This is a genomic window from Serratia sp. NCCP-200 (assembly GCF_059697885.1).
On sequence record NZ_BAAKUJ010000004.1, the window covers coordinates 141,273 to 167,733 of the forward strand.

Sequence of the window (26,461 nt, forward strand, 5' to 3'; positions counted from 1 at the left end):
ACCCGTCTTTTGGCGTAAGCTGAACCGATTATCCCCGCCGGATGCTTGCCAGCCGGTGGGGACACTTATTTCAATGCGCTAAGGGCCTGCTATGAGTCGTGAAATCAACAAAGATACGCAGCTGTGTATGTCACTGGCCGGTCGGCCAGGCAATTTCGGCACCCGTTTCCACAACTATCTGTATCAGGAACTGGATCTGAACTTCATCTACAAGGCGTTCACCACCAAAGATATTCAGGCAGCGGTCGGCGGCGTGCGCGCTTTGGGTATTCGCGGCTGTGCGGTTTCCATGCCGTTCAAGGAGAGCTGTATTCCGTTCCTTGATGAGCTGGATGCGTCGGCCACAGCAATTGAGTCAGTCAATACCATCGTCAACGACGACGGCTTCCTGCGGGCCTATAACACCGACTATATCGCCATCGCCAAACTGCTGGCGAAATACCAGATCCCCCCGGCCACCTCGTTTGCCCTGCGTGGCAGCGGCGGTATGGCCAAAGCGGTGACCGCCGCCCTGCGCGATGCAGGGTTCAAGAACGGCCATATCATTGCGCGCAACCCACAGGCAGGCCAGGCGCTGGCAGCGCAGTATGGTTATCAGTGGCAGCCAGAAGTAGGCGATTTGCAGGTTGAGATGGTGATTAACGTCACGCCGATCGGCATGGCGGGCGGTAGCGAAGCCGAGCAGTTGGCCTTTGAACCGGCCACCATCAAGGCTGCCAAGATCGCTTTCGACGTGGTTGCACTGCCAGCAGAAACCCCGCTGATCCGCTATGCACGGGAGCAGGGTTTGCAGGTGGTGACCGGTGCAGAAGTGATCGCTTTACAGGCTTTGGAGCAGTTTGTGTTGTACACCGGCGTGCGTCCTTCCGATGAGCAAATCTCTCGCGCTGCGGCACATGCTCGTGGCTAATGGTATCCCCTCACCAGAGGGGATACGTCATACCAGCCGCGATTAGAACGACAGGGTCAGGCCCGCGTAATAGGCCCGGCCCGGTTCGTTGTAGGTCGAAGCCCCTTCGTTTTCACGGTAGATCTGCTTGTCGAACAGGTTGGTGACGCCGGTTTTCAGGCTCAGATCCTTCATCAGATCGTAATTGACGCCAATGCCCACCACCGAATAAGCCCCGACTTCCTGAGTGGAAAGCGTGCCGGCTTCGTTACGGATCTCCGCATATTCGCGCGGCTTTTGCCGACCATACATCGTCCAATTCAGGTTGGTGGAGAGCTTATCGGTGACCTGATAATCCAGCAGGGTATTCACCGTATACTTGGGGATCACCGACAGAGGATTACCGGTATCCTTGTTTTCGGAGGTGATCATATAGGTCGCGTTGGTGCGCCAGGTGAGCATGTCCTCAACCAATGGCACCACCAGGTTACCCTCCAACCCTTCGACCAGCGCTTTACCGCCGTTTTCCCAACGCAAGATGTTGTAACCGTTAGAGGCATAGCCAACAATCTCGGTGCCCGCCACGATCTTGTTTTTATAGTCGTTGCGGAAATAGGTGATGCCTGCATCGTAACCTGCCCAGGTAAATTCCAGGCCGATCTCTTTGTTAACGCTGGTTTCCGGATCCAGATCGTTATTCCCCAGCAGATAGCAGCTGCCTGAAACTATGTCCTTCGGGCACCCGTTACCACGGGTGGATAACAGATAGCCTTCGCTGGACTGGTACAGGTTTGGCGCTTTAAAGGCTCGGGCAATACCGGCCTTCAGTTTGAAATACTCGCCAAGCTCCTGCGAAATGTTCAGGCTTGGGCTCCAGTTAGCGCCATATTTATTGTGATAGTCGAAGCGCAACCCAGGGATCACAAAGGTTCCCGCCAGCGGCTCGATGTTATCCTCAAAATAAAGTGAACTGGTGTCGGCGCTATTTTTAGCGCTGCGCTCGGAGGGATCGCCAGAGACGCCGCCGATGATGATGCCACTGGAGTCGGTCATCTGCATGGATGCCGGATCGTTGAGCTTTTCACGATTCCACTCGGCACCCAGCGTGACGTTCTGCTCAAACAGCAGATCCAGCGGGATATTCAGCTCACCGCCGGTGCGATAATTCTCCAGCCGGCTGGTGTTGTAAGTATCGTCGTTGATCATCCCCTCGATGCGGCCAGTTGTGCCCTCCGCCAGACGGGTATTGTTGGTTTTCTCATAGTTAAAGTTCAGCCGGGATTGGCCCCAGTCCCAGATGCCATTATGGGTAATGCCGTAGCTCTGGCGATACAGGCGGTTAGTTTCCTGGCCGTACAGCGAAGCCACCAGACCGCCTGGGCTGAGATTGCCATTGCTGTATTGGGTATCGCCCGCGTAGATATTGCCTTGGCGGCTGTAGGCATAGTCAAAGTCGAGGATCTGCTGCGGGTCTATTCTCCAGGAGAGTGAGGCATTGATATCTTTGTTTCTGACGCCTTCACGCCCTGCGGCATAGGAACCGTTCTGCTGGGTGTTGATGTCATAGGCATCGGCATCGGTTTTATTGATGTTACCGAACAGGCGCATGGTCAGCACGTCACTGACCAGCGGGCCGCTTAAACTGAAGTTGGCGCGGTTGGTCGCCCCTTCCTTGCTGTTTTCGGGCTGGTTGGTAAACAGCGAAAGCGTGCCATGCCAATCTTTGGTTGGACGTTTGGTAATGATATTAACTACCCCGCCAGCTGCACCCGAACCATAGCGGGCTGCCGCCGGGCCACGTATCACCTCAATGCGTTCAACCATTTCTGCGGGTACCCAGTTGGTATCGCCACGAGTATCCCTTTCGCCACGCCAACTATAACGCACTGAATCACGTGAGGTTGCCGGGACACCGTCGATCAGGATCAAGGTGTTTTCCGGCCCCATTCCTCTTATATCAATCTGCCGATTATTACCTCGGCTACCGCTAGCGCTGTTGCCGGTAAGGTTGACGCCTGGCATTCTGCGGATGATGTCGGAGAGGTCGTTGACCGGTGGCGTTTTGCGTATATCCTCGGCGGTGATAATCGAAACCCCGGGCTGTTGTTTCAGTTCTTCCGCCGCAGTGGCACGCACCACCATGGTCTCGCTGTCTTCTACTGGCACCTCCTCTGCCGCCATCCCACCGCTACTGAAAAGCCCCGCCAACAAGATCGCACAAGGTCGCAGTCTGCTGTTGTTAGGTATAACCATCGTAATAATCCCTTTTATTTAAAGTAGATAATAATAATTGTAACCATTTTTGTAATTGCGAATTGTAATGATAATTATTACCACTTAAACGCAGGAAAGCGTAAATTCACAATTTCTCCATACTTCTGACTGGTTATTTTTTAAGCGGAAGAATGGCGAATATGGCTATCGAGGGTTATGCAACAGGCGGCACATCAGGGAGCAGCGAGGATAGCTGGCAAAGCCAACACTTGTCAGTTTTGTGTCAGTTACGGCACAACTGAGAATCATTATCATTCATTGAGTTGCTCACTGGAAACGAATATCATTCTCAATACTGTATATAAACACATATACAGAGCTCAACCTAATTGTGAACAAGAAGAGGAACTCATATGATTGATGAAATTGTTGGCTACGATCCCTACAGTTGGAATAATGGAGTAGCTCCAGAACCGGGGCTAGCATGGGACGGTGGCGCTTGGGGTTGGCCTACAACAGGTATTGACTCTGGCGATCTAATGATTGTTTAGCCTGCAGGAGATAACTCAGTATCTGACCAAACCAAGGAGTTATTAGACAATAATATTTGCCTGCGCTGCGGACAGAAAAACTGTCCCTATATAAAGAATGGAAAAGATTATAAAGAACTCAGAAGTGCATTGAGCAAAGGAAATATGCCTTTAGCCAAAAAAGTATACATGACTCGATTTGCTCAATTTGGTGGAATGAATAAGGGCACATTTAAAGAGGCACTTAAAAAACAAAAGGAGGCAAAGGCCAAAGCAGAAAAAGCGTTTTTGCTAAACATTTCTACCATTGTTTCCAGCTCAGCAGAAGGGATCAGTAAACGTTTGGGTAAAAATTACCAACTTGCTGCTGATGAAATTGCCAATAACATTAAAAATTTCTAAGGAAAGAGAATAAGAAACTTTAATGATGCAATGGCATCTTTAAATAAAATCATGTCAACCCCTGGTATGAAAATCAACAAAGGAGACAGAGATGCTCTTATTCATGCCTGGAGATATACGAATGTTAACGACATGGCAAACAAGCTCAGTAATTTTGGCCGATTCTTTAAAGTCGCAGATCTGGTGATTAAGGCTGAGAAAATACGCGAAAAAAGTATAGAGGGCTACGAATCTGGGAATTGGAAGCCACTGATGTTAGAGGTGGAAGCTATGGTGTTGAGTGGAGTAGCGTCTAGTGTTGCCTTGGCAATAGTGACTGGAATACTCTCTTTATTTTCAATGTATGTATTACCAGTAATAGCCGCCATCCTGGTAATTAGCATTGCGTCATCTTTTATTGACGCGTCACTTGCCGAAACACTGAACAATAAAATCATAGATTTATTAAATTGATATAAAGCCCGGCGCTCTTATCGTCGGGCTGCGTACTCTGATGGGAATCTCACCAAAAACCATAGGAAAAGTGAAGTAAATAAATATATCCCAGTAAAAGTAATCACGTAATAGACAAAAAGAAAATAATCATTAGAAGATAATAATTTAAGCAATCTGTTTCCATGTGATACATCAAGTGAGCAAAAAATAAACATATAAATATATATAGCGTAAACGATAGAAAAGAGAAAAAATCTGACTATTATCGAATACAAACCGACACCACTAAGCTTAAGCCGTAGATGACTTCTGTATTTAATGACAAAGTAAAAGGCAAAAAATAACGCTAACTTGCAATACACCCCTAAGACTGAACTTAATAACATATTATCAGAGGATATATTTATCGGGTGAATTTTAGTTATCTCAACGCCAAGTTCAAATAGTTGGGCAGTTGGGTTTAATTTAAAGTAACAGAAAAGCAAAAACAAGGGACATAGCCCAACAGCTAATGTCATAAACAGTTTTCGCTCAGCGATACCGCTTTCCCCTTCCCGCATCACGCCCCCAAATTTTGCAATTAATACTAATTAGTCTCTATACCATTCTTGAATACACCCAATTGATAAAGAGTATCATTATCAATTGTAACATGCCAGAATTTCTGCAAGAAATGTTCAATGCCGGAATACCACAGGCACCATTCAGACTATTGAAGCGCAATCAGTGATTAGCGTAGGAATTTTCAGGTTGGTATCTAGATAAGACAAAGGGGCTAAACAGCCCCTTCAGATGTTTTTAACAGCGGTGTTAAGCGTTACTTGGCCACGCCTTCCATCCCCACCAGCCCCACCTTCAGGTAGCCGGATTTGCGTAGCGTATCCATCACGCTCATCAGCGTTTCATAATCTACGGTCTTGTCCGCCTGGAAGAAGATGGTGGTTTCTTTATTCGCCTGCGTACGTTGATCCAGCACCGCCGTCAGCTGTTCCGCCGTCACAGGCTCATCGCCCACGTACAGCTGCTTGTCTGCCTTCACCGACAGGAACACCGGTTTTTCCGGACGCGGCTGCGGTTTAGCGGAAGAAGCAGGCAGATCGACACGAATATCTACCGTTGCCAGCGGCGCAGCCACCATAAAGATGATCAACAGCACCAGCATGACGTCGATAAACGGCGTCACGTTGATTTCATGCAGTTCGCCGCTGTCGTCCAGATCTTCATTTAAGCGCATCGCCATAACTCACCCCACCCGCAGTTGGTGCGCATGCTGCGAACGTTTGGCATCGGCCGAGGCCGCCAGATCCAGATCGCGGCCCAACAGCAGCAGCACCTGTGCCGCCACATCGCCCACCTGAGCACGGTGGCCGCCGATGACACGAGCAAAGATGTTGTAGATCACTACCGCAGGGATAGCTGCAACCAGACCGAGCGCGGTGGCCAGCAAGGCTTCTGCAATCCCCGGGGCAACGACCGCCAGGTTAGTGGTTTGCGAATGGGCAATGCCGATAAAGCTGTTCATGATGCCCCATACGGTACCAAACAGGCCGACAAACGGTGAAATAGCGCCGATGGTGGCCAGGAAGCCATTGCCGCGCCCCAACTGACGCCCGTAGGCCGCTACGCGGCGTTCCAGACGGAAACCGGTTCGCTCTTTAATACCGTTATTGTCGTCAGAGGCCGCCGACAGCTCAAGTTCGTTCTGCGCGTCTTGCAGCAGCACCGCACTGATGCTCTCTTGCGAGAAGCTTTGCGCCAGTTCGGAGGCATCGTCCAGCGAACGCACGTCGGCCAGCGCCAACTGCTCACGGCGCAGACGGCGCTTGGAACGAAACAGCTCGCTGCCTTTGGCAAACAGAATAGTCCAGGTGACAATAGACGCCAGCACCAGGCCAATCATCACGATTTTCACCACGATGTCGGCGTGCTGATACATGCCCCAGACGGAAAGGTCCATGCCGCGCGTTTCAGGCGGTTGGATGGTCGGTTCAGGATTAACCGGGGTGATATTTTCCGGGGTACCCGCCACTGGGGTTACCGCTGTTGGTGTGGCCGGTGTCGTTGCCGCGGCAACGCTTTCAGCGACTGCTGGTGCAGTGGCCGGTGCCGCCTGAGCGTTGCCCGCCAACCCCACCACCAACACCAGTGAGGCGATCACACTGCGCCCCAATGCGCCCCATTGCCCACGGCCTGCGCCCTGAGCACTTTGATTTGTCATTTTGCCAGCCGTTTTCACGCTGTGCCTCCACCCATTTCAACATTTAAGGAAGAATTCAGCGTGCGATCATATCAAACCAATCAGGGATTGATAGTAGTTATCATTATTATTTGAAGAATTACGCATCGACGAGCAAAAAATGATACAACCCCAGTCACTATCAGGGTTTGCGCGTCTTTTGGCATAACATTGCCCACCCATAATGCTAACAAAATCATCACTCAAACTGCTGATTTTTACCCCAACATGCCACAAACGGTGTGAATAGCTCAGCCATGACTGCGGGAAAACGTCTGCAAGCGAGGCATGCATCCCCCTACGTAAGGGCTAGATAAAATCACACAGCAAGGTACAAGGTTTTACAGCGTTTTTACTTGGCCATACCGACGGTCGCCTGTACTTTTTCCGAGTTTTACGGCCTTTGCCACATTTTCTATGCTCTGTTTAATGTCCGCTTAAGCTAATAGCGGTACACTATATGGTGCTCAAGGGCCTCACCGCCGTGTGTGGCCTATATTTACCGGTGAGCATGGCTATAACAGCACGGTAGCCTATAGAAAGTCAGCCCAGGCACCCCAGGATAAAGAATGGATGTATTAAGAGAAATTGTTCACGCACTGTGGACGCAAGACTTTACTGCACTTGCCGATCCCAGCGTGATTTGGGTGGTTTATGCCGTCCTTTTTACCACCTTGTTTTTGGAAAACGGTTTGTTGCCCGCTTCCTTCCTGCCCGGAGATAGCTTACTGCTGTTGGCCGGTGCCTTGATCGCCAAAGGCGTGATGAACTTTATCCCCACGCTGATTATTCTGACGGTCGCCGCCAGCCTTGGCTGTTGGCTCAGCTATCTGCAAGGGCGATGGCTTGGCCATACCTCGGTGGTGAAAGGCTGGTTGCTACAGCTACCGGCGCAATACCACCAGCGCGCGCACATGCTGTTTAACCGCCACGGCCTGGTCGCTTTACTGATTGGCCGTTTCCTGGCCTTCGTACGTACCCTGCTGCCAACCATGGCCGGTATCTCGGGCCTCAATAGCGCCCGTTTTCAAATCTTTAACTGGCTCAGCGGCTTGCTGTGGGTAGGCTCGGTAGTCACGCTAGGCTATGCCTTTAGCCAAATCCCGCTGGTGAAACGCCACGAAGATCAGGTGATGGCCGGGCTGATGATCCTGCCGATGGTGCTGTTGGTCGTTGGGCTGCTGGGCGTGATGCTGGTCGTTTGGCGTAAAAAACGCGCTTCCTGAATCGGGTGGCGCGGCTATAGCGCCATCCTCGCGGGCAGGTGGCTGACCAGCGCATCCACCGCCAGCCGCACTTTCAAGGGTAAATGCGGCGTAAGCGGCCAGACGGCATGCACTTCAAAGTCTTTCCCCGGTACCTCCCCCAATACCTGCTGTAATCGACCTTCCAGCAAGGCATCACGGATTAGCCAGCATGGCAGCCAGGCAATACCAAACCCGGCCACCGCCGCGTCGGCAATCGCCTGCAAATCATCCATCAACAAGCGGGTTTTCGGCATCACGTCTCGCATTGTGCCGTCGGCCAACGGGATCAACCAGCTACGTATCATTGCGGCGTAGCGATAAGCGATGGCATCGTGCTGGAACAGCTCCTCAACGCTGTTCGGCGTACCACAGCGAGCCAGATAATCCGGCGAGGCGCATAGGGTCATACGGTTATCCCCTAGCCTTCTAGCCACCAGCCCGGCACTGTCTGGCAATGGGCCGTTACGCACCGCCAGATCGAATCCCTCCTCAGCCACATCCACCACCCGATCGCTAAATGAAAGATCGAGTTCCAATCCTGGATGCTCACGCGCCAATGCGGTAAGCACCGGCGCGATACACAGGCGGCCAATCAGCACCGGCATCGAGACCCGCAACCGGCCACTGACCTGCCGCTTACCGCTTTCCAACAGGTTCTCTGCGACGCGGATCTCCTCCAACGCCCGTAAACAACGCTCATAGAACAGCGCGCCATCGTCAGTCAGATTCAGGCTGCGGGTAGTGCGGTGAAACAACCGCACGCCCAGCCGTTGTTCCAGCCGGGCGATAGTTTTACCCACCGCCGAACGGGAAAGATGCAGCCTGTTGGCCGCCAGCGCAAAGCTGCCCGCCTCCACCACGCTGACCAATACCGAGATGCCGCTTAATCGGTCGTTCATCTTTTGTAGCCTTTTAGGAAACAATCTTGGGAAAAATTATCGCCACTGGTGATTTTAAATCAACGTTATTATCTGTGAATATCTTCACCCCATCAGGAGCACTACATGGCCAATACCATGCAACGTTGGACGATGAACGCCATAGGGCGTGAGCATCTGCAATTAACCGAGAGCGCCATTCCACAGCCGGGCCCACATCAGGTTCGGGTGAAAGTGAACGCCGTGGCGCTGAACTACCGCGATAAGATGGTGATAGAAGGCACCATGCCGTTGGATCTGCCGCTGCCGTTTACCCCTGCCTCGGATATGGCTGGCGTGGTAGACGCGGTGGGAAGCGGCAGCACGCGTTTTCGCCCTGGCGATCGGGTGATCTCTACCTTTAGCCCAGACTGGATCGACGGAAAACCCGACGGTGATGCCCGCATTCCGCCTTATCGTGCATCAGGCGGTACTTATCAAGGGATGCTGGCGGAATACGTGGTGGTTGATGAGAGCTGGCTGAGCGCGTCACCTACTACATTAGACGATGCCCAAGCCAGTACCCTGCCCTGCGCCGGGCTGACGGCCTGGTTCGCCTTAGCAGAACGCGGCCATTTGCGTGCCGGTGAATCGGTATTGGTGCAAGGCACCGGTGGTGTTGCCCTGTTCGCGCTACAGATTGCCAAAGCCCACGGAGCGCAGGTCTTTATCACCTCCGGCAGCGAAGAGAAACTACTACGAGCCAAGGCGTTAGGGGCCGATCACGGCATTCATCGCCTGCAAGGGGATTGGGTGGACTCGATCTATCAACTGACGCAGGATCGCGGTATCGATCATATTGTCGAAACCGTGGGTGGCAGCAATCTGCTCAACTCCCTACGTGCGGTGGCGATCCACGGGCGTATTTCCGTGATCGGCATGCTGGAAGGCGCGGAGATCGCCATCCCCGCAGGCCTGCTGTTGCTGAAGTCGCCACAGATCCAGGGGATTGCCGTCGGCCATCGCCGCGCATTGGAAGATCTGGTTCGCGCCGTCGACGCCAACGGCATCAAGCCCGTCATCGACCAGCGTTACCGTTTCGATCAGCTACCCGCGGCGCTCGATCACCTCGATCGCGGCCCGTTCGGCAAAATCGTCCTAGCGCGCTAACCCTGCATGATGGCGCTGTTGTCCCGCAGCCGGGCGATTTCATCGCTCGGCGTAATGCCAAACAGCCGCTTAAACTCGCGGCTGAACTGCGAAGCGCTCTCGTAGCCCACGCGGATCGCCGCCGTGCTGGCCTTAAGACCGTCATGCAACATCAGCAAACGCGCCTTGTGTAGGCGATACGACTTCACATATTGCAGCGGCGAGGTGTTGGTCACCGCCTTAAAGTTATGGTGAAACGCCGACACGCTCATGTTCACTTCATACGCCAACTGTTCGACGTTGAGGTTCTCGGCATACTGGTTTTCAATCCGCCGTAACGCCTTGGCGATCTGGCTGAAATGGGTATGCCGGTTAACCAGCTCCTGCAACGAAGCACCACAGCTGCCACGCAGCACGTAATAAAGCAGCTCACGCACGATCTGTGGCCCCAGCACTCGCGCATCCAACGGTTTCTCCATCACGTCCAACAGACGTTCGGTGGCGCACAGCATTTCATCGCTAAGCACCGAGAGGTTAACGCCGCAGCTTTCACCCCTGGGCTGCATCAGGTAATCGTCATCACCGATATCGATCAGCAGATCCTGAAGCATCTGGGTGTCGATATTGACCGCCAGCCCCACCAGCGGCTGTTCCGGACTGGCAAAGGTTTCACACTCAAACGGCAGCGACACCGTCATCAGCAGGTAATTGCGCGGATCGTACTGAAACACCTTGCTGCCACAGTAGCCCACCTTGTGACCCTGAAAGATGATGACAATGCCTGGCTCATACATCACCGGCTGGCGCGGGTAATATTCGTCGGAATACAGCACCTTCACCATGGGTACGGGCGTTGGGCTATAGCCTTTGGCAGTGGCAAAGCGCATCGCCTGGCGCGCCATACGGCTACGTAGTTCAACGTTCTCCATCAGCAAGCCCCTCTGGTCGTCTGAATAATTCGACACGGATAATAACCATAAACATGCATTTTCTACAGTGTAGTGTAGGAATAGGCAAGACACCGACAGGAATGTGCATTGTGCGATCGTGCCAGGTTGCCGACAATAGACCCCAGTTATTTTGCGCCGCTGGCGCTTCCCTGACGCGAAAAGAGAATACGATAATGCAAAACTTCATCCTCCACACCCCAACCAAAATCCTGTTCGGTAAAAACCAGATTGCCGAATTAGGCAAACAAATCCCGGCAGACGCCCGCATTCTGATCACCTACGGCGGTGGCAGCGTGAAGAACAACGGCGTGCTGGATCAGGTCTATGCCGCGCTGGCTGGCCGCAACGTGCAGGAGTTCTCCGGTATCGAACCTAACCCGACCTATGAAACCCTGATGAAAGCGGTGGAAATCGTGCGGGCAGAAAAGATCGACTTCCTGCTGGCGGTCGGCGGCGGTTCAGTGGTTGATGGCACCAAATTCATCGCGGCAGCGGCCGACTACCAGGCCGATCGCGATCCTTGGCATATCCTGAAAACCGTGGGCAGCGAGATCGTCAGCGCAGTACCGATGGGTTGCGTGCTGACCTTGCCAGCGACCGGCTCCGAATCCAACAGCGGCGCGGTGATCACCCGTAAGAGCAGCGGCGACAAACAGCACTTCTTCTCCCCGTTGGTGCAGCCTCTGTTCGCCGTGCTTGATCCGGTGGTGACTTATTCACTGCCGCCGCGCCAGATCGCCAACGGCGTAGTGGACGCCTTTGTCCACACCATTGAGCAATACCTGACTTATCCGGTCGATGCCAAGGTGCAGGATCGCTTTGCCGAAGGCCTGCTGTTAACGCTGCTGGAAGATGGCCCACGTGCGCTGGCCGAACCGGAAAACTATGCGGTACGTGCCAACGTGATGTGGAGTGCCACCATGGCGCTGAACGGCCTGATCGGTGCCGGTGTGCCGCAAGACTGGGCAACGCATATGCTGGGCCATGAGCTGACCGCCATGCACGGTCTGGATCATGCGCAAACCCTGGCCGTCGTCCTGCCTGCTTTGCTGGTAGAGAAACAAGCCCAGAAGTGCGAAAAACTGCTGCAGTACGCCGATCGCGTCTGGGGTCTGCGTGAGGGTTCCGAAGAAAGCCGTATCGACGGCGCGATTGCCGCCACCCGTGCCTTCTTTGAGCAAATGGGCGTGCCAACCCGCCTGTCTGATTATCAACTCGACGGTAGCTCCATCCCTGCGCTGCTCGACAAGTTGCACCAGCACGGCATGACCGCTCTGGGCGAGCATGGGGACATTACGCTGGAAGTCAGCCAACGCATTTATCAAGCGGCACGCTAATTGCTGGCGCACGATTTCATCGCAACATCACAGTTTCCTGCTAGGCTTTAGTTTCTACTTACCGTGCCCGACCGATCATCGGGCACGGTTGTGCGCCTTGTCCGCGCTTTCGATCGCGTCGCATAACATCGTCTCGTTAACTCATGGGAGAATTTTATGGCGAACCAATCCAGCTCCGTATCTGACAATAGCATTCGTGCCTGGGCCGCGCCCGGCCAGGGACAGCCGCTTGAACCCTTTACCTTCGACGCCGGTGCATTAGGCGACGAAGAAATTGAAGTTGCTATCGACTACTGTGGCGTCTGCCACTCCGACCTCTCCATGCTCAATAATGAATGGGGCATGACCCACTATCCGTTCGTGCCTGGCCATGAGGTGGTGGGCAAAGTCACCAAGCTCGGTGCCCATGCGCAGAACAAAGGGCTGAAGATTGGCCAGGTGGTGGGCGTTGGCTGGAACCGCGGCAGTTGTATGCACTGCCACCCCTGTATGTCTGGCGATCAGCATCTGTGCAACGAGGTACAACCTACCATCATTGGTCGCCACGGCGGTTTTGCCGATCGCATCCGCAGCCACTGGGCCTGGGCGATCCCACTGCCGGAAGGCGTTGACGTGACCAGCGCCGGGCCGCTGTTCTGCGGCGGGATCACGGTGTTCAACCCGCTATTGCAGTACGATGTCCGCCCGACACAGCGCGTTGGCGTGGTCGGTATCGGCGGCCTGGGCCACATGGCGATCCGCTTTATGCATGCCTGGGGCTGTGAAGTCACCGCCTTCACCTCGTCCAACAGCAAACGTGACGAAGCGCTTTCGTTGGGTGCACACCGCGTGGTGGCCAGCAATGACGGCACCGCATTACAGGCCATCGCCAATCAGCTCGACTTTATTCTGGTCACCGCCAGTGCCTCTTTAGATTGGGATGCCTTTATCGGCACCTTGGCCCCGAAAGGCCGCCTGCACTTCGTTGGGGCGATCCCCGACCCGGTGCCGGTTCAGGTATTCTCGTTTATCAGCAAACAGGCTGAACTTTCCGCTTCACCTACCGGTGCCCCTTCACGCCTGGCCGATATGCTGGCGTTCTGCGCCCGGCATGGCATTGAGCCGCAGGTGGAGCATTTCCCGCTGAGCAAGGTCAACGATGCCATCGCGCATCTTGAAGCGGGCAAGGCCCGTTATCGTATAGTACTGGATATGCACGCTTGAGCTCGCAAACTCGGCAAGCACTGAGGTGGCGAACTAAAATTCATGTAAGCAGGCTTTGGCCTGAAAGCAGTCATAAGGAGATAGCGCATGCAACCCATCATCAAACTCCACGATGGTAATCTGATGCCGCAGTTGGGACTCGGCGTATGGCAAGCCAGCATTGAAGAAACCACGCAGGCCGTCACCAAGGCGCTGGAGGTCGGCTATCGCTCCATCGATACCGCCGCGATCTACAAAAACGAGGAAGGGGTGGGTGCCGCGCTGCAAGCCACCGCGATCCCACGTGAAGAGCTGTTTATCACCACCAAGCTGTGGAACGACGATCAGGGTGATCCGCAGGCAGCGCTGGAAACCAGCCTGAAAAAGCTGAAGCTGGATTACGTCGATCTCTACCTGATCCACTGGCCGAAACCGGCACAGGATCAGTATGTCGAAGCCTGGCGCGGCTTGATCAAACTGCGTGAGCAAGGGCTGGTGAAAAGCATCGGCGTCTGTAACTTCCACACACCACATCTGCAACGTCTGCTGGATGAAACCAGCGTCGCGCCGGTGATCAACCAGATCGAACTGCACCCGCTGCTGCAACAGCGACAGCTGCGCGCCTGGAACGCGACTCATCACATCGCCACCGAATCCTGGAGCCCATTGGCGCAAGGGGGTGAAGGCGTCTTTGATCAACCTCTCATCAAAAAGCTGGCGGAGAAGTACAACAAGACGCCGGCACAGATCGTCGTGCGCTGGCATCTGGACAGCGGCCTGATCGTGATCCCGAAATCGGTTACGCCCGCGCGCATTCGTGAAAACTTTGAGGTGTTTGATTTCAAACTGGATAAGGACGAACTGGGCGAAATCACCAAGCTGGATATCGGTAACCGCCTGGGGCCGGATCCAGACTCTCTGTAAACATCACGGGGTCGCACTGTCGGCCCCGTTGCTTTATTGTTGGCAGCCTCTCGCGTTAATTGGCTTTTAACCCAAGATCTTATCGGTCACTGGCGCTATGATATGGCGCAGCGATCCGATCACAGCAGCTTGGAGTTTCATGACCTTCTCTTTCTCATCTTTGCCGCGCCTGACCATGGTGTTAATGCTGTTGGTGCTGGCGGGCTGTTCCAGTAAGCACCAGCGTACTAGCCACGATCCTCACGCCTATGACGATGAAATCGAAGACGCGGCCGACGAGTATGATGTCGATGAAAAGCTGATCGCCGCCATTATTCAGGTAGAGTCCGGCTTTAACCCCAAGGCTGTCAGCCCTTCCAACGCCATCGGCCTGATGCAGCTCAAGGCGAATACCGCCGGTTGTGATGCCTACCGCTTTAAAGGCAAACGCGGCTGCCCGGATGATGACGATCTGTTGGATCCAGAAACCAATATCGATCTGGGCGCGGCCTATATCGGTGCGCTGCAACAGCAGCAACTGAAGTGGATTGACGATCCGGTGACCCGCCGCTATGCCACTGAAGTGGCCTATGCCAACGGCGCAGGAGCCTTGCTACGTACCTTCTCCAGCGATCGCAAAAAAGCCATCAGAATGATCAACAACCTGTCACCCGAGGCCTTTCACTGGCATGTGCGCCAGTACCATCCCTCACCGCAGGCACCGCGTTATATGCTGAAGGTCGAGGCGGCGTATAACAGTTTGTAGCCTTGCAATAGCTAGCTCCATAGAGTCTTTCCTGAAAGGGATAACAAAATAATATCCTCACCAAGGGATAATTTATGGAATATCCCCTAGAGGGGATAAAAGAAAGGGAGCCACTTGGGCTCCCTGCTCTATCAGGCCTTACCGTTGCGGATAGGCTTGCGCGGTGGCTTGTTGGACGGCGTGCGCTGGCGGGTAATGTCCGTGTGCTTGGTCAACGCCGGGCGGGTATGCCGCTGTAAGCGCTTGGCCTCGCGCTGCTCGTCAATGCTCGGTGCTGGCACCAGGCATTCGCGACGGCCACCAATCAGGTGCTTCATCCCCATCTCTTCCAACGCGGTGCGGATCAGCGGCCAGTTGAGCGGATCGTGATAGCGCAACAATGCCTTATGCAGGCGGCGCTGGCGATCGCCCTTCGGAATAAACACGTCTTCGCTCTTATACCCCACCTTACCCAACGGGTTCTTGCCGCTATAATACATGGTGGTGGAGTTCGCCATTGGCGACGGGTAGAAGTTCTGTACCTGATCGAGACGGAAACGGTTTTTCTTCAGCCACAGAGCCAGATTCACCATGTCCTCATCACGGGTGCCCGGATGCGAGGAGATGAAATAAGGGATCAGATACTGCTCTTTCCCTGCCTGTTTGGAATACTGATCGAACAGCTGCTTGAAGCGATCGTAGCTGCCCATCCCCGGCTTCATCATCTTGGACAATGGCCCGGTTTCGGTATGCTCCGGCGCGATCTTCAGATAGCCGCCCACGTGATGGGTCGCCAGTTCCTTGATATAGCGCGGATCTTCAACCGCCAGATCGTAACGCACCCCGGAGGCGATCAGGATCTTCTTGATCCCTTCCAGCTCACGGGCGCGGCGGTAAAGTTTGATGGTCGGCTCATGGTTGGTATCCATATAGGTACAGATTTCCGGATACACACAGGAGGCGCGACGGCAGGTTTGCTCGGCACGCGGGTTGGTACAGCGCAACATATACATGTTGGCCGTTGGACCACCCAGATCGGAGATCACCCCGGTAAAGCCTGGCACCTTGTCGCGGATCTCTTCGATTTCACGCACGATCGAGTCTTCCGAACGGCTCTGGATAATACGCCCTTCATGCTCGGTGATTGAACAGAACGAACAGCCGCCGTAGCAGCCACGCATAATGTTCACCGAGAAGCGGATCATATCGTAGGCCGGGATACGCTCTTCGCCATAGGATGGGTGCGGCACACGCTGGTACGGCAGGGCAAACACGCTGTCCATTTCCGGCGTGGTGAGCGGGATCGCCGGTGGGTTGATCCACACGTAGCGGTCACCATGTTTTTGCATCAACGCACGGGCGCAGCCAGGGTTAGTTTCATGGTGCAGGATGCGCGAAGTATGGGCATACAGCACCTTGTCCGCCTTTACCTTCTCGAAGGAAGGCAGCAGCACGTAGGTTTTTTCCCACGGCTTGGGTTTGGCGGCACGTACGGTGACGGGCTTGGCCTCTGGCTCTGGCGTGCTGCCATCGGCACAGGGCAAATCTTCACCGTAAGGATTAGGAATTGGCTCGATACGGCCCGGTTTGTCCAGGCGAGTAGAATCCACCCCGCTCCAGCCCGGCATGGCCCCTTTACGCATCACTGCGGTGTTACGGATATCGTGGATATCCTGAATTTTTTCACCCGCCGCCAGGCGATGCGCCAACTCCACCAGCGGGCGTTCGCCGTTGCCGTAGATCAGCATATCGGCCTTGGAATCCACCAGCACCGAACGGCGCACGGTATCCGACCAGTAATCATAATGGGCAATGCGGCGCAGGCTGGCTTCGATACCGCCCAGGATGACGGGCACATCTTTATAGGCTTCTCTACAGCGTTGGCTATAGACCAGGGTGGCGCGATCCGGGCGTTTGCCGCCCACGTTGCCGGCGGTGTAGGCATCGTCATGACGCAGCTTACGATCGGCGGTATAGCGGTTGATCATCGAGTCCATATTGCCGGCGGTCACGCCAAAGAACAGGTTCGGTTTACCCAAACGCATAAAGTCTTCTTTGTTGCTCCAGTCCGGCTGGGCAATGATCCCCACGCGGAAGCCCTGAGCCTCCAGCATGCGGCCCACAATCGCCATGCCAAAGCTTGGGTGATCGACGTAAGCGTCCCCGCTGATCACAATCACATCGCAGCTATCCCAGCCTAATTGGTCCATCTCCTCACGCGACATCGGTAAAAACGGCGCGGGGCCAAAACATTCGGCCCAATAAGGCTCGTAGGAGAACAATTCACGTTCGGGTTGGATCAGGCTGGTAGTGCTCATTCGGGTGCTCTTGTGCAGGTTAATTTATCGCCGGGCGGCGATTATACGCACTCGCCGCCAAAAGAGCATGGTTATTTGTCAGATTACTCAGCTTTTGACCTCAAACTCGTACACATCGCTGCGGCACAGCGTTTCGCTGAACTCCAGCACTTCGCCCTGAACGTTGCGGCTGATCTGGACAATGCGTAACAGCGGCGCGCCGCTTTGCACATTGAGCAAGCTGGCGTTTTCATCATTGCTGGCAACCGCTTTCAATAAAAAATGCCTGCCCTCTGGCACAATCCCTCGCGACTTCCATAGTGCATACAGCGAGTGTTCCAGCTCTTCGGGATCGGGCAAAAAACGGGTCGGGATATAGGTGGTCTCCAACGATACCGGATTGCCATCCATCAACCGCAGGCGGCGTAGCTTGACCACGATATTGTCGCTTGCCAACTCCAGAGCCTTGGCTACCTCACTGGGTGCCTTTATGCAGGAACGCAACAGCCATTGGTTGCTGACGCTGCTGCCACTGCGCAAAACCTGCGCGGTAAAGCCGCTATCCTGATTGAGGGAATAACCGATGTGCATGGCCACTCGAGTACCAATGCCCTGTTGGCGTGAGACCAGCGCTTGTTCCTCCAGCAACCTCATCGCCTTACTGACCGTAACGCGTGACAAATCCAATGCTTCAGCCAACACGCGTTCCGGCGGTAAAAAGTCGCCAACGCCCAGCACACGCTGCTTGATGGCAATTTCCAGGGAATTCGCCAGCTGGATGTAACGTGGTGCCGCCGCTGCCTGTGAAAACTGCTGACGCAGCCAGGCAATAAAATCATTCATCGGACCCACCTCTGATTTGTTCGCATTCCACAACCGCCTCGTTTTTACCATATTTGTCACATTCAGGGTAATTACACCATGCACGCTTGCATTGGACTTAGATTGGAGTCACATTTTTCGACTATTGGACTTTAATTGGATCCACTTTACGACTAACATTAGCAACACTGATGTTTTACATCGGTTAGCACCAACACCAGGGAACACCCATATAAATGAATAATATAAAAAATCCTCACCACGCCATACTCGGGGCGCTCTATGGGCAAGCCGTAGGCGATGCGATGGGGATGCCGTCAGAACTGTGGCCATTACAACAGGTTAGTGATTATTTTGGTTGGATCACCGACTTCCTGCCTGGCCCGGCAGAAAATATCGCAGCAAACGGCTTTATCGCCGGGGAATACACGGATGACACCCAGCAGGCCGTTGCCTTGATGGATGCGCTGTTGGCCGCAGAGGGCCGGGTCGAGCCAGAACGTATTGCTCACCACATCATGCTGTGGGCAGAACGGATCGGAGCCTTTGAGAAAAATATCCTCGGCCCCAGCTCCAAAGCCGCGCTGTTGGCGTTCCGCGCCGGTACACCGGTGGCAGAGATCGCCGCTAACGGCGTGACCAATGGAGCGGCCATGCGTGTCGCTCCATTAGGTTGCCTGCTGCCAAGTAGCGATTTGCCAGCCTTTATCACAGCGGTAAGGCTGTCTTGCAGCCCGACCCACAAGTCGGATATCGCCGTGGCTGGCGCTTTTGCCATTGCCTGGGCCGTTAGCCGGGCTGTCGAAGGCGCGGATTGGGCCACCATCAAGCAAGAACTGCCTGCACATGTGGAGCAGGTGCAACAGCAACATATCACCACCTTCAGCCCTTCGCTCAGTCGCCGTCTGGTTTGGGCGCTGGAGTTCACCGCTAACCTGGGCCATCTGCCGGATAGCGAAGCATTGGCGGAGCTTTACCATACCGTCGGTGCCGGGATGGACACTATCGAGTCGATCCCAATGGCATTGGCGCTGGTTGAACTGGCAGACACCGATCCGCAACGTTGTGCGATCCTGGCTGCCAATCTGGGTGGAGATACCGATACCATTGGCGCCATGGCAACGGCGATCTGCGGAGCCTTACGCGGCATAGCCGCCTTCCCGGCGGAGTGGATTGCCACGATCAATAGCGCCAATCAAATAGATTTTGAGCCCTACGCGGCCGCTCTCCTCAGGCTGCGCAAACAGGAATAAATCGCACCATGAGTGAAATCAACCGCAGTGAGACATGGAAAGTAGAAAGCACGGGGATCGATCGCGTACCGAATGCAGAGCAGACCGGTAAACCGCTCGAGCTGTTCTGGATATGGTCTGCCGCCAACATCGGCATTCTCGGCGTGGTGTACGGGGCAATTATTGTCGCGTTCGGCTTGTCCTTTATCCAGTCAATCCTGGCCGCATTGGTCGGCGTAGCCAGTTTTGCTTTGGTAGGCTACACCAGTTTCGCCGGGAAACGTGGCCGCACCTCTACTTTGACCTTATCGCGGGTGATTTTTGGTCTGAAGGGCAACATCGCGCCCACCACCTTCAGTTGGATCAACCTGATGGGTTGGGAAGCGGTGAACGTCATCACCGGCACGCTCACCCTGGCCGCGCTGTTCCAGGCCATAGGCCTGAGTGAAAGCCACTCCCTTACCGCTTTCAGCCTGTTGCTGTTTGGTGGCTTGACCATCGTAGTCAGCCTGCTGGGCCAGAACACGGTAGTCTGGATGCAGAGCTGGTTCAGCCGGATATTCGGCACCATGACGCTGATTGTGGTGCTGTATATCGTCTTCACCACCGAGTGGGGCAAAGTGTTGTCACTGCCTTCTGGCAGTTGGTTGACCGGCTTCCTGCCCGCCGTTTCGGTGATCGCCGCCGGTACCGGGATCAGTTGGGCCATCGCCGGGGCCGATTACAGCCGTTATCAAAGCCCTGAGTCTTCAGACAAAAGCATCTTTTCCGCCGTGGTTGGCGGTGCCTGTCTGCCTCTGATCCTGCTGATGTTCACCGGCATTCTGCTTTCGGTACAGCTGCCGGATCTGGCCAGCGCCGCCAACCCGATTGCGTTAATCGGTTCGGTGCTGCCAACGTGGATGGCTATCCCTTATCTGCTGGCTGCGACCGCCGGTATCGTCACTATTGCCGTGCTCAGTCTCTACTCCGCCAGCCTTAACCTGCTAACGCTAGGCGTGAAGGTGAAACAGTCTCTGGCCGTCTCCATTGACGCCGTGGTCATCCTTGGCATCGCCATCTATGTGCTGTTTATCTCTGGCGACTTTATGGGGCCATTTATCTCTTTCCTGGTGTTCTGCGGGGTATTCCTTGCCGCCTGGGAAGCCATTTTCATTCTCGATTATGCTAAAGTGCGCCGTCATCATGGTTACGACGGTAATGCCCTGTACGGCCTGAACGGCCAGAACCGTGGCGTGCGTAAGGTGCCGTTATTCTGCTGGTTCCTCGGCGCCTTGTGCGGGCTGCTGGTGACCAAAACCGGCTTTATCGATGGCCCATTGGCAAAAGGCCTGTTCGCTGATTCCAGCCTGGGGCTGTTCGTTTCCTTCCTGGTCAGCCTGGTTGCCTATGGCCTCTATCTGGCAAGCAACAAAGGACATCAATGAGTGAATTTGTCGCAGTAAAACCTATTCTGGTGGTAGGCGGAGCCGTGGGAGACGTGGTCCTCACGCTGCCAAAGCTGCCGGTCAGCGGTGAAGATATCGAAGCGCAGCCGCAAGAGCGGCAGATTGGCGGTTGTGCCTTCAACGTAGCGCGGGCACTACGCCGCCTGGATGTCCCCGTGATTAACGGTATGCCGGTGGGCAACGGAGACTGGGGAGCGGCCATCGAAGCCGCCATGCAGGAGCTGGATTTGCCGGTGCTGTTACGCCATGGCCAGTTGGATAATGGTTGGTGTCTGGCATTGGTGGAACCCAACGGTGAACGTACTTTTGTTACCGTGACCGGTTGTGAAGCGCATTGGAATAAGGCGCAGCTGGCTACCCTGCCGCTAACGCCGGAAACGGTGGTCTATGCCAACGGCTATGAGCTGGTGGGGGAACCTGGTGAAGCACTGCGCGACTGGCTTACCCGACTGCCGTTCGATCAGTGGCGGTTACTGGATCCCGGCCCGCGTGTCGGCCAACTGGGTGAAGCGTTTTTCGCCATGCTTAGCGACAGCCACACCTTGCTCACCCTCAACCGCGATGAAGTTGCGATCTTGTGTGGGGAAGGTGATGCTGTCAGCGCTGCGCAACGTTATGCCACAGCGCATAACATTACCCTGATTTGCCGGTTGGATCGTGACGGTGCCTGGGTCTGTGATGGCCGCAATGAGCCGCAGCATGTGCCCGTTTACCCGGTTGACGTCGTCGATACCATCGGTGCGGGGGATGCCCACTGCGCGGGTGTGCTAGCCGGGCTTTCAGCTGGCCTGCCGCTGGTACAAGCGGTCGATCTTGCCAACCGCGTGGCTGCCTGCGTGGTGGCCAGCCGTGGTGCCGCCGGAGCACCAGACTGGCAACAGTTGCAACAGCGTTTTCCTGCCTGATATCACAGGGGCTGAACTCAGCCCCTGTGTTTTACCTTAATGCGCCTTCTGTAGCTCCCCGTTCATCTCTTCCGGCCGATGTTGGTAGTTGAAAGACAGGGCAAAAATCACCCCCAGCACCAGCGTATAGGCGGCAAACACCAGCCAGATACTCTGCCAATCTTTCACCCCGTTATGGGTGAAGAAGTCCACGACCTCGCCGCTGGCAATGGCACCAACGTAAGCCCCTGCACCGTTAACCATGGTCATAAACAACCCCTGAGCGCTGGCACGAATGCGGTGGTCGGTCTCTTTCTCCACAAAGATGGCACCGGAAATATTGAAGAAATCAAACGCGCAGCCGTAAACGATCATTGAAAGCAGGAGCAGCAGGAAGCCGAACCCGGCAGGCGTACCGTAGGCCAGGAACAGGAAACGCAGCGTCCAGGCCGCCATGCTGATCAGCATCACCTGCTTGATGCCGTATCTACGCAGGAAGAACGGGATGGTGAGGATGAAAAACACCTCAGAGATTTGCGACAGGGAGAGCAGCACCGAAGGATAGCGCACGCTGAGGCTGTCCTGATACAGCGGGTTAAGCGAGAAATCGTGCAGGAACGGGTTGCCGAAGGTATTGGTGATTTGCAGCGCCGCCCCCAGCAACATGGCAAACAGGAAGAACACCGCCATGCGCTTTTGCTTGAACAGCACGAACGCATCCAACCCCAACATGCTGACCCAGCTTTGCGAGCGTTTCACCTTGTTGGTCGGACAATTTGGCAGCGTCAGGGAGTAGACCGCCAATAGCAGCGACACCGCAGAAGCCAGATACAGCTGCATATTGCTCAATTCAATGCGGCTAAAGCTGATCAACCACATCGCCAGAATAAAGCCTACGGTGCCATAAACCCGCACCGGCGGGAAATCCTTGACCGTATCAAAACCGTGCTTTTCCAGACAGAAGTAAGAAATGGCGTTGGAAAGCGCCATGGTGGGCATATAGACCATCGCGTTGAACAGCATGACCCAGAACATCACCATCGGCTGATCGACCTGTGCGGCGTAGTACAACGCCACCGCCCCCAGTAGATGACAAAGGCCATACAGACGGTTGGCCTTGATCCAGCGATCGGCAATGATCCCTGCCAGGCTTGGCATGATCAGCGCGGCGATCCCTTTCGAACTGTACACCATGCCTACCTGCGCACCGCTAAAGTGCAGGGTGTTGATCATGTAGGATCCCAACGTCACCAACCAGGCGCCCCAGATAAAGAACTGGAGAAAAATCATCACCTTCAATCGTGTTTTTATTGCCATTACCATCACCTATTGTTGTGATTTACGCGGCAAGGTAGGGCTTGCCGCGGGGTAGTCGGATGGAAATAAGAATTACAGCGTTTTGAAGAACTCACGGATCAGGCGCATAAAATCGTCTGCCGCCAGCGCGGCGCAGCTCAGCGTCTGCTCATGGGAAAGCGGCGTATCGGATAACCCTTCGGCATAGTTGGTCATCGCCGAGACCACCAGCACCTTCAGGCCGCAGTGCCGGGCCGAAAGCACTTCTGGCACGATCGACATCCCCACCACGTCGCAGCCCAGCGTCTGCATCATGCGGATCTCGGCCGGGGTTTCAAAGTTCGGGCCGGTGTAGGCGGCAAACACCCCTTCAGCCAATGGGATACCGGCCTTGGCCGCTACCGCCGCCAGCTGCGCACGCAGGTCACGATCGTAGGCGTTAGCCAGGCTGAAGAAGCGTGGGCCAAAACGCTCGTCGTTAGCCCCCACCAGCGGGGATTCCGGCATAAAGTTGATGTGGTCGGTCAGCGCCACCAGGCTACCCGGAGCCACCGATTTACGCAGTGAGCCAGCGGCATTGGTCGCCAACAGGAATTCACAGCCCAGCAGTTTGAAGGTGCGCACGGCAGTGGTCATCACCTGCATGCCACGGCCCTCATAGAAATGCCCGCGCCCTTTCATGCACAGTACCGGCACGCCTTCCAGCCAGCCCGCCACCAATTGCCCTGCGTGGCCCACTACGCCGCTCACCGGGAAACCTGGTAATTCGGTATAGTCGATGGTTACGGCGTCGGTCATTACGTCTGCCAGCGCCCCCAGTCCCGATCCCAGAATCAGTGCTGCACGGGGTTGAAAGCCAGGTAGTCTGGTCCGCAGCACGTCGGCACAAGAAAAAGCATCGTCTTGATTAAACATAGTATTCTCTTCTGTAGGGGGATAATTTAATTCCCATAGTAGAGAGCGACAGCGGGTGACGACCAATACATTGTTGCCCGCTGATTTATTCCGTTTACCTATAAATACCCCGCATCGGGAGGCCCGAACAACCATGAAAAAGCCACTACCCGACCCTAGCCGGATCAACTTTCGCCTGCTGCATTATTTCCGCGTAGTGGCAGAGGAGATGAACTTTACTCAGGCCGCACAGCGGCTGAACATGTCCCAACCGCCGCTCAGCAAACATATCAAAGAGCTGGAAAACCAGTTGGGGGTGGAACTTTTCAAACGCACCACCCGCTCCATGGCGCTGACGCAGGCTGGCCGCACGCTGTTCCATAACGTCGAAACGTTGCTGGATCAGGCGGGCAATGCGCTCAATCAGGTACAGCAACTGGGTCGTGGCGAGGCCGGCCATATGGTGATTGGCATGGTAGGCACCTCGGTCTGGGGCGGTTTGATCCCGGCACTGAAACGCTTTACCGGGCAGGAAGAGAAGGTCACCTGGACGTTAAATGAACAAACGCCTAGCCAGCAGATCGTCTCATTGCAGAAGCGACATATCGATATCGGAGTCTGGCGTGAGGCAAAACAACAGGCGCTGCCAGGGCTGGCCTGTCAATTATTGGCGCGGGAGAAGATCTCGGTGGTGCTGCCGGAGGGGCATCCACTGGCAACGGGGGAGGAAATCCAACTCCCCGCCCTGAAGCATGACAAATTTATCGTGCTGCCGCCCAACGAGGCCAGCCTGGGGCTGTATCTGCACAACCTGTGTCTGCAACATGGCTTTGCGCCAGACATCGTCCATCAGGTCAATGAACCGCAAACCTTGATGGCGCTGGTGGCGGAAGGCTTTGGCATTACGTTACTGCCGGACAGCTACGGGCGCATACCGTGGCCCGGCGTACGGTTCTGCCCGTTGCAGGCGGCCCCTTCGGCGGATCTGTATGCGATCTACCACGCCGAAAGTGCCACACCGGTGGTGAAGGCGTTCCTGAAAATGCTGCGAACGCCCGGGGCTGTTTAAGCGGAAGCCTGGACCACAAACTGGCCGGTCGAACCGCGATCGGCCATTTCCAGCGTCTGGCTGTAGAACAGGAACGGGAAGTGCTCCGAGGAAACCTGGTTGAAGTACACCAGCAGCTCCACGTCGCCGTCGACCCAGACGGTATCCTTCCAGCCGCGATCTTCCGCCATCGGCTGCGCGCCATTGACGCGTTTCACCAGGAACTGCACGCCCTGAATGTGGAACGCCTGCGGCGTATCGGCATGAATGGTCCAACGCTCCCAGGTGCCCTGCATCGTTTGTACGTCGATGCGGTTCATATCCCAGATGGCCCCGTTGATGCCGGCCATCTTGTCTCCCAGACGGAATTCACGCGAGCGGCTGACGTTACCATCCAGCAGTTGATCCGCCAGCAGGCGCATTGGCAGATTGTCGGTGACCAACGGCAACAGGCCCGTCGGTTTCAACGTCAGTACCTGGGTGGAAACCAGCATGCTGGAAGGTTCAAACAGACCGCGCAAACGATCCATGATCCCTGCTGCTTCACCGGCGGTGAGGGTCACTTCGGCCCCCTGCGACATGTCGATCAGCACTTCGCGGCGCTCACCTGGAGCCAGAGAAAGTTGTTGTACCGCAACCGGTGCAGGCAAGAATCCCTGATCGCTGGCGATCACGTTGATCGGCCGCCCATCGCTCAACTGCAATGAATAGCGCCGTGAGTTCGAGGCGTTCAGCAGGCGCAGGCGAACCCACCCACGTGAGACTTCGATAAACGGGTTCTGCACGCCGTTGACCAACAGCGTATCGCCAATAAAGCCCCCCTGCGCCGGAGGATCGTATTCCGGCGTACCGAAGTTATCCAGGCGCTTGTCCTGAATGATCAGCGGGAAATCATCGACGCCGTAATGGTTAGGCAGCGGCAGGTTTTTACTGATTTCATCCTCGACCAGCCATAGGCCAGCCAAGCCGTTGTACACATGTGGTGCCATACGGTTCGGCGTGTTGGCGTGATACCAGCAGGTAGCCGCCGCCTGCCGAATAGGGATCACCGGCGACCAATCAACGTTGGGCGACATCATGCGCGGCGCACCGCCCATCAGGGTACCTGGCACCTGCAACCCGCTGATGGTCATCGATACCGGCTCGGGCAGGCGGTTGCTGTAGATCAGTTTGACATCGTCGCCGTTGTAGACCCGCACCGTCGGCCCCAGATACATGCCGTTGACGCCCCAGACGGATGCTTTACGGTTGTCCATAAAGGCCCAATGGGCACGTTGCAGGGTTAAAAACAGCGGCTGGCCACGGCGGGATTCCAGCAGTGGCGGGATCGGTAACGGAGTTGGCATCCCGCTCGCTTCGGCCCTCAGCGGCACGGTTCCTGCGCATAGCGCCAAGCCCGATGCCTGAATAAACTGACGTCGACTGAGTGACATATCTTCTCCATGAAAACAAAGCTGAACCTTG

The 26,461-nt window shown here is 55.2% G+C and carries 24 protein-coding genes; 13 read left to right on the forward strand and 11 right to left on the reverse strand.

Annotated elements, in window-relative coordinates:
* Positions 1-91 precede the first annotated feature (91 nt).
* Positions 92-910 (forward strand): shikimate 5-dehydrogenase, encoded by an 819-nt coding sequence (locus tag AC6HVW_RS15100; protein ID WP_223664677.1) that lies wholly within the window; start codon positions 92-94, stop codon positions 908-910.
* A gap of 42 nt (positions 911-952) precedes the next feature.
* Here the strand turns inward: AC6HVW_RS15100 and AC6HVW_RS15105 are convergent, their stop codons facing one another.
* Entirely contained in the window at positions 953-3,142 is a 2,190-nt protein-coding gene (locus AC6HVW_RS15105; RefSeq protein ID WP_071682083.1) for a TonB-dependent siderophore receptor, read from the reverse strand.
* Positions 3,143-3,783: 641 nt separating this feature from the next.
* Between AC6HVW_RS15105 and AC6HVW_RS15110 the strand changes: the two genes are divergently transcribed.
* Positions 3,784-4,035 (forward strand): hypothetical protein, encoded by a 252-nt coding sequence (locus AC6HVW_RS15110; RefSeq protein WP_137751210.1) that lies wholly within the window; start codon positions 3,784-3,786, stop codon positions 4,033-4,035.
* Positions 4,036-4,065: 30 nt separating this feature from the next.
* Positions 4,066-4,488, forward strand: a complete 423-nt coding sequence (locus tag AC6HVW_RS15115) for a colicin-like pore-forming protein (RefSeq protein WP_071682085.1) — start codon at positions 4,066-4,068, stop codon at positions 4,486-4,488.
* Positions 4,489-4,505: 17 nt separating this feature from the next.
* On the opposite strand, the gene cui is transcribed toward AC6HVW_RS15115, so the two are convergent.
* The 3 genes from cui to exbB all read right to left on the reverse strand — a co-directional run bounded on the left by cui (position 4,506) and on the right by exbB (position 6,706).
* Positions 4,506-5,030 carry a colicin immunity protein Cui gene (gene cui, locus AC6HVW_RS15120; protein WP_071682086.1) on the reverse strand — a complete coding sequence of 175 codons (525 nt, stop codon included), beginning with the start codon at positions 5,028-5,030 and terminating at the stop codon, positions 4,506-4,508.
* Positions 5,031-5,287: 257 nt separating this feature from the next.
* Positions 5,288-5,710, reverse strand: a complete 423-nt coding sequence (gene exbD / locus AC6HVW_RS15125; protein WP_071682087.1) for a TonB system transport protein ExbD — start codon at positions 5,708-5,710, stop codon at positions 5,288-5,290.
* Positions 5,711-5,713: 3 nt separating this feature from the next.
* Positions 5,714-6,706, reverse strand: coding sequence for a tol-pal system-associated acyl-CoA thioesterase (gene exbB / locus AC6HVW_RS15130; protein WP_021179542.1), 993 nt, complete (start codon positions 6,704-6,706; stop codon positions 5,714-5,716).
* A gap of 569 nt (positions 6,707-7,275) precedes the next feature.
* On the opposite strand from exbB, the gene AC6HVW_RS15135 reads away from it, so the two are divergent.
* Positions 7,276-7,932, forward strand: a complete 657-nt coding sequence (locus AC6HVW_RS15135; protein ID WP_021806837.1) for a DedA family protein — start codon at positions 7,276-7,278, stop codon at positions 7,930-7,932.
* A 14-nt stretch (positions 7,933-7,946) separates the two neighbouring features.
* On the opposite strand, the gene AC6HVW_RS15140 is transcribed toward AC6HVW_RS15135, so the two are convergent.
* Complete coding sequence (locus tag AC6HVW_RS15140) at positions 7,947-8,852, reverse strand: LysR family transcriptional regulator (protein ID WP_497569515.1); 906 nt, start codon at positions 8,850-8,852, stop codon at positions 7,947-7,949.
* A gap of 105 nt (positions 8,853-8,957) precedes the next feature.
* Between AC6HVW_RS15140 and AC6HVW_RS15145 the strand changes: the two genes are divergently transcribed.
* Positions 8,958-9,980, forward strand: a complete 1,023-nt coding sequence (locus tag AC6HVW_RS15145; protein ID WP_497569516.1) for a zinc-dependent alcohol dehydrogenase family protein — start codon at positions 8,958-8,960, stop codon at positions 9,978-9,980.
* Here AC6HVW_RS15145 and AC6HVW_RS15150 read toward each other — a convergent pair.
* Positions 9,977-10,861, reverse strand: a complete 885-nt coding sequence (locus tag AC6HVW_RS15150) for an AraC family transcriptional regulator (protein WP_223501563.1) — start codon at positions 10,859-10,861, stop codon at positions 9,977-9,979. The genes AC6HVW_RS15145 and AC6HVW_RS15150 overlap by 4 nt on opposite strands.
* Positions 10,862-11,082: 221 nt before the next feature.
* On the opposite strand from AC6HVW_RS15150, the gene yqhD reads away from it, so the two are divergent.
* The 4 genes from yqhD (at position 11,083) to AC6HVW_RS15170 (ending at position 15,097) form a co-directional block, all read left to right on the forward strand.
* Positions 11,083-12,246: an alcohol dehydrogenase gene (gene yqhD, locus AC6HVW_RS15155; protein ID WP_497569517.1), complete on the forward strand. Its 1,164-nt coding sequence runs from the start codon at positions 11,083-11,085 to the stop codon at positions 12,244-12,246.
* A 156-nt stretch (positions 12,247-12,402) separates the two neighbouring features.
* Complete coding sequence (gene ahr, locus AC6HVW_RS15160) at positions 12,403-13,449, forward strand: NADPH-dependent aldehyde reductase Ahr (RefSeq protein WP_071682091.1); 1,047 nt, start codon at positions 12,403-12,405, stop codon at positions 13,447-13,449.
* 87 nt (positions 13,450-13,536) lie between these two features.
* Positions 13,537-14,352, forward strand: coding sequence for a 2,5-didehydrogluconate reductase DkgA (gene dkgA, locus AC6HVW_RS15165; protein WP_021179533.1), 816 nt, complete (start codon positions 13,537-13,539; stop codon positions 14,350-14,352).
* 139 nt (positions 14,353-14,491) lie between these two features.
* Complete coding sequence (locus AC6HVW_RS15170; protein ID WP_021806846.1) at positions 14,492-15,097, forward strand: transglycosylase SLT domain-containing protein; 606 nt, start codon at positions 14,492-14,494, stop codon at positions 15,095-15,097.
* Between the two features lie 131 nt (positions 15,098-15,228).
* On the opposite strand, the gene AC6HVW_RS15175 is transcribed toward AC6HVW_RS15170, so the two are convergent.
* The gene (locus tag AC6HVW_RS15175; RefSeq protein ID WP_021179531.1) at positions 15,229-17,394 is read right to left on the reverse strand and encodes a YgiQ family radical SAM protein; all 2,166 of its coding nucleotides are present in this window, start codon (positions 17,392-17,394) and stop codon (positions 15,229-15,231) included.
* 87 nt (positions 17,395-17,481) lie between these two features.
* A complete protein-coding gene (locus AC6HVW_RS15180) occupies positions 17,482-18,216 on the reverse strand; it encodes a GntR family transcriptional regulator (protein ID WP_497569518.1) in 735 nt (244 codons plus the stop codon).
* A gap of 215 nt (positions 18,217-18,431) precedes the next feature.
* Here AC6HVW_RS15180 and AC6HVW_RS15185 point away from each other — a divergent pair, with 215 nt between their 5' ends.
* Genes AC6HVW_RS15185 through AC6HVW_RS15195 form a run of 3 tightly spaced genes read left to right on the forward strand, consistent with a single transcriptional unit; the run spans position 18,432 to position 21,780 of the window.
* On the forward strand, positions 18,432-19,448 hold the full coding sequence (locus AC6HVW_RS15185) for an ADP-ribosylglycohydrolase family protein (RefSeq protein ID WP_497569519.1): 1,017 nt from the start codon (positions 18,432-18,434) through the stop codon (positions 19,446-19,448).
* Positions 19,449-19,456: 8 nt separating this feature from the next.
* Positions 19,457-20,854 carry a purine-cytosine permease family protein gene (locus tag AC6HVW_RS15190; protein ID WP_497569520.1) on the forward strand — a complete coding sequence of 466 codons (1,398 nt, stop codon included), beginning with the start codon at positions 19,457-19,459 and terminating at the stop codon, positions 20,852-20,854.
* Positions 20,851-21,780, forward strand: a complete 930-nt coding sequence (locus tag AC6HVW_RS15195) for a PfkB family carbohydrate kinase (protein ID WP_021179527.1) — start codon at positions 20,851-20,853, stop codon at positions 21,778-21,780. The genes AC6HVW_RS15190 and AC6HVW_RS15195 overlap by 4 nt, the downstream gene beginning before the upstream one ends.
* Before the next feature lie 36 nt (positions 21,781-21,816).
* Here the strand turns inward: AC6HVW_RS15195 and AC6HVW_RS15200 are convergent, their stop codons facing one another.
* Together AC6HVW_RS15200 and xapA are read right to left on the reverse strand one after the other, a co-directional pair.
* Positions 21,817-23,076 carry a nucleoside permease gene (locus tag AC6HVW_RS15200; RefSeq protein ID WP_071682095.1) on the reverse strand — a complete coding sequence of 420 codons (1,260 nt, stop codon included), beginning with the start codon at positions 23,074-23,076 and terminating at the stop codon, positions 21,817-21,819.
* 72 nt (positions 23,077-23,148) lie between these two features.
* A complete protein-coding gene (gene xapA / locus AC6HVW_RS15205) occupies positions 23,149-23,970 on the reverse strand; it encodes a xanthosine phosphorylase (RefSeq protein ID WP_024529143.1) in 822 nt (273 codons plus the stop codon).
* A gap of 133 nt (positions 23,971-24,103) precedes the next feature.
* Between xapA and AC6HVW_RS15210 the strand changes: the two genes are divergently transcribed.
* Positions 24,104-25,018 (forward strand): LysR family transcriptional regulator, encoded by a 915-nt coding sequence (locus AC6HVW_RS15210; RefSeq protein ID WP_021179524.1) that lies wholly within the window; start codon positions 24,104-24,106, stop codon positions 25,016-25,018.
* Here the strand turns inward: AC6HVW_RS15210 and ftsP are convergent.
* Positions 25,015-26,430 carry a cell division protein FtsP gene (gene ftsP / locus AC6HVW_RS15215; RefSeq protein WP_021179523.1) on the reverse strand — a complete coding sequence of 472 codons (1,416 nt, stop codon included), beginning with the start codon at positions 26,428-26,430 and terminating at the stop codon, positions 25,015-25,017. The two genes, AC6HVW_RS15210 and ftsP, sit on opposite strands and share 4 nt — an antisense overlap.
* Positions 26,431-26,461 lie beyond the last annotated feature (31 nt).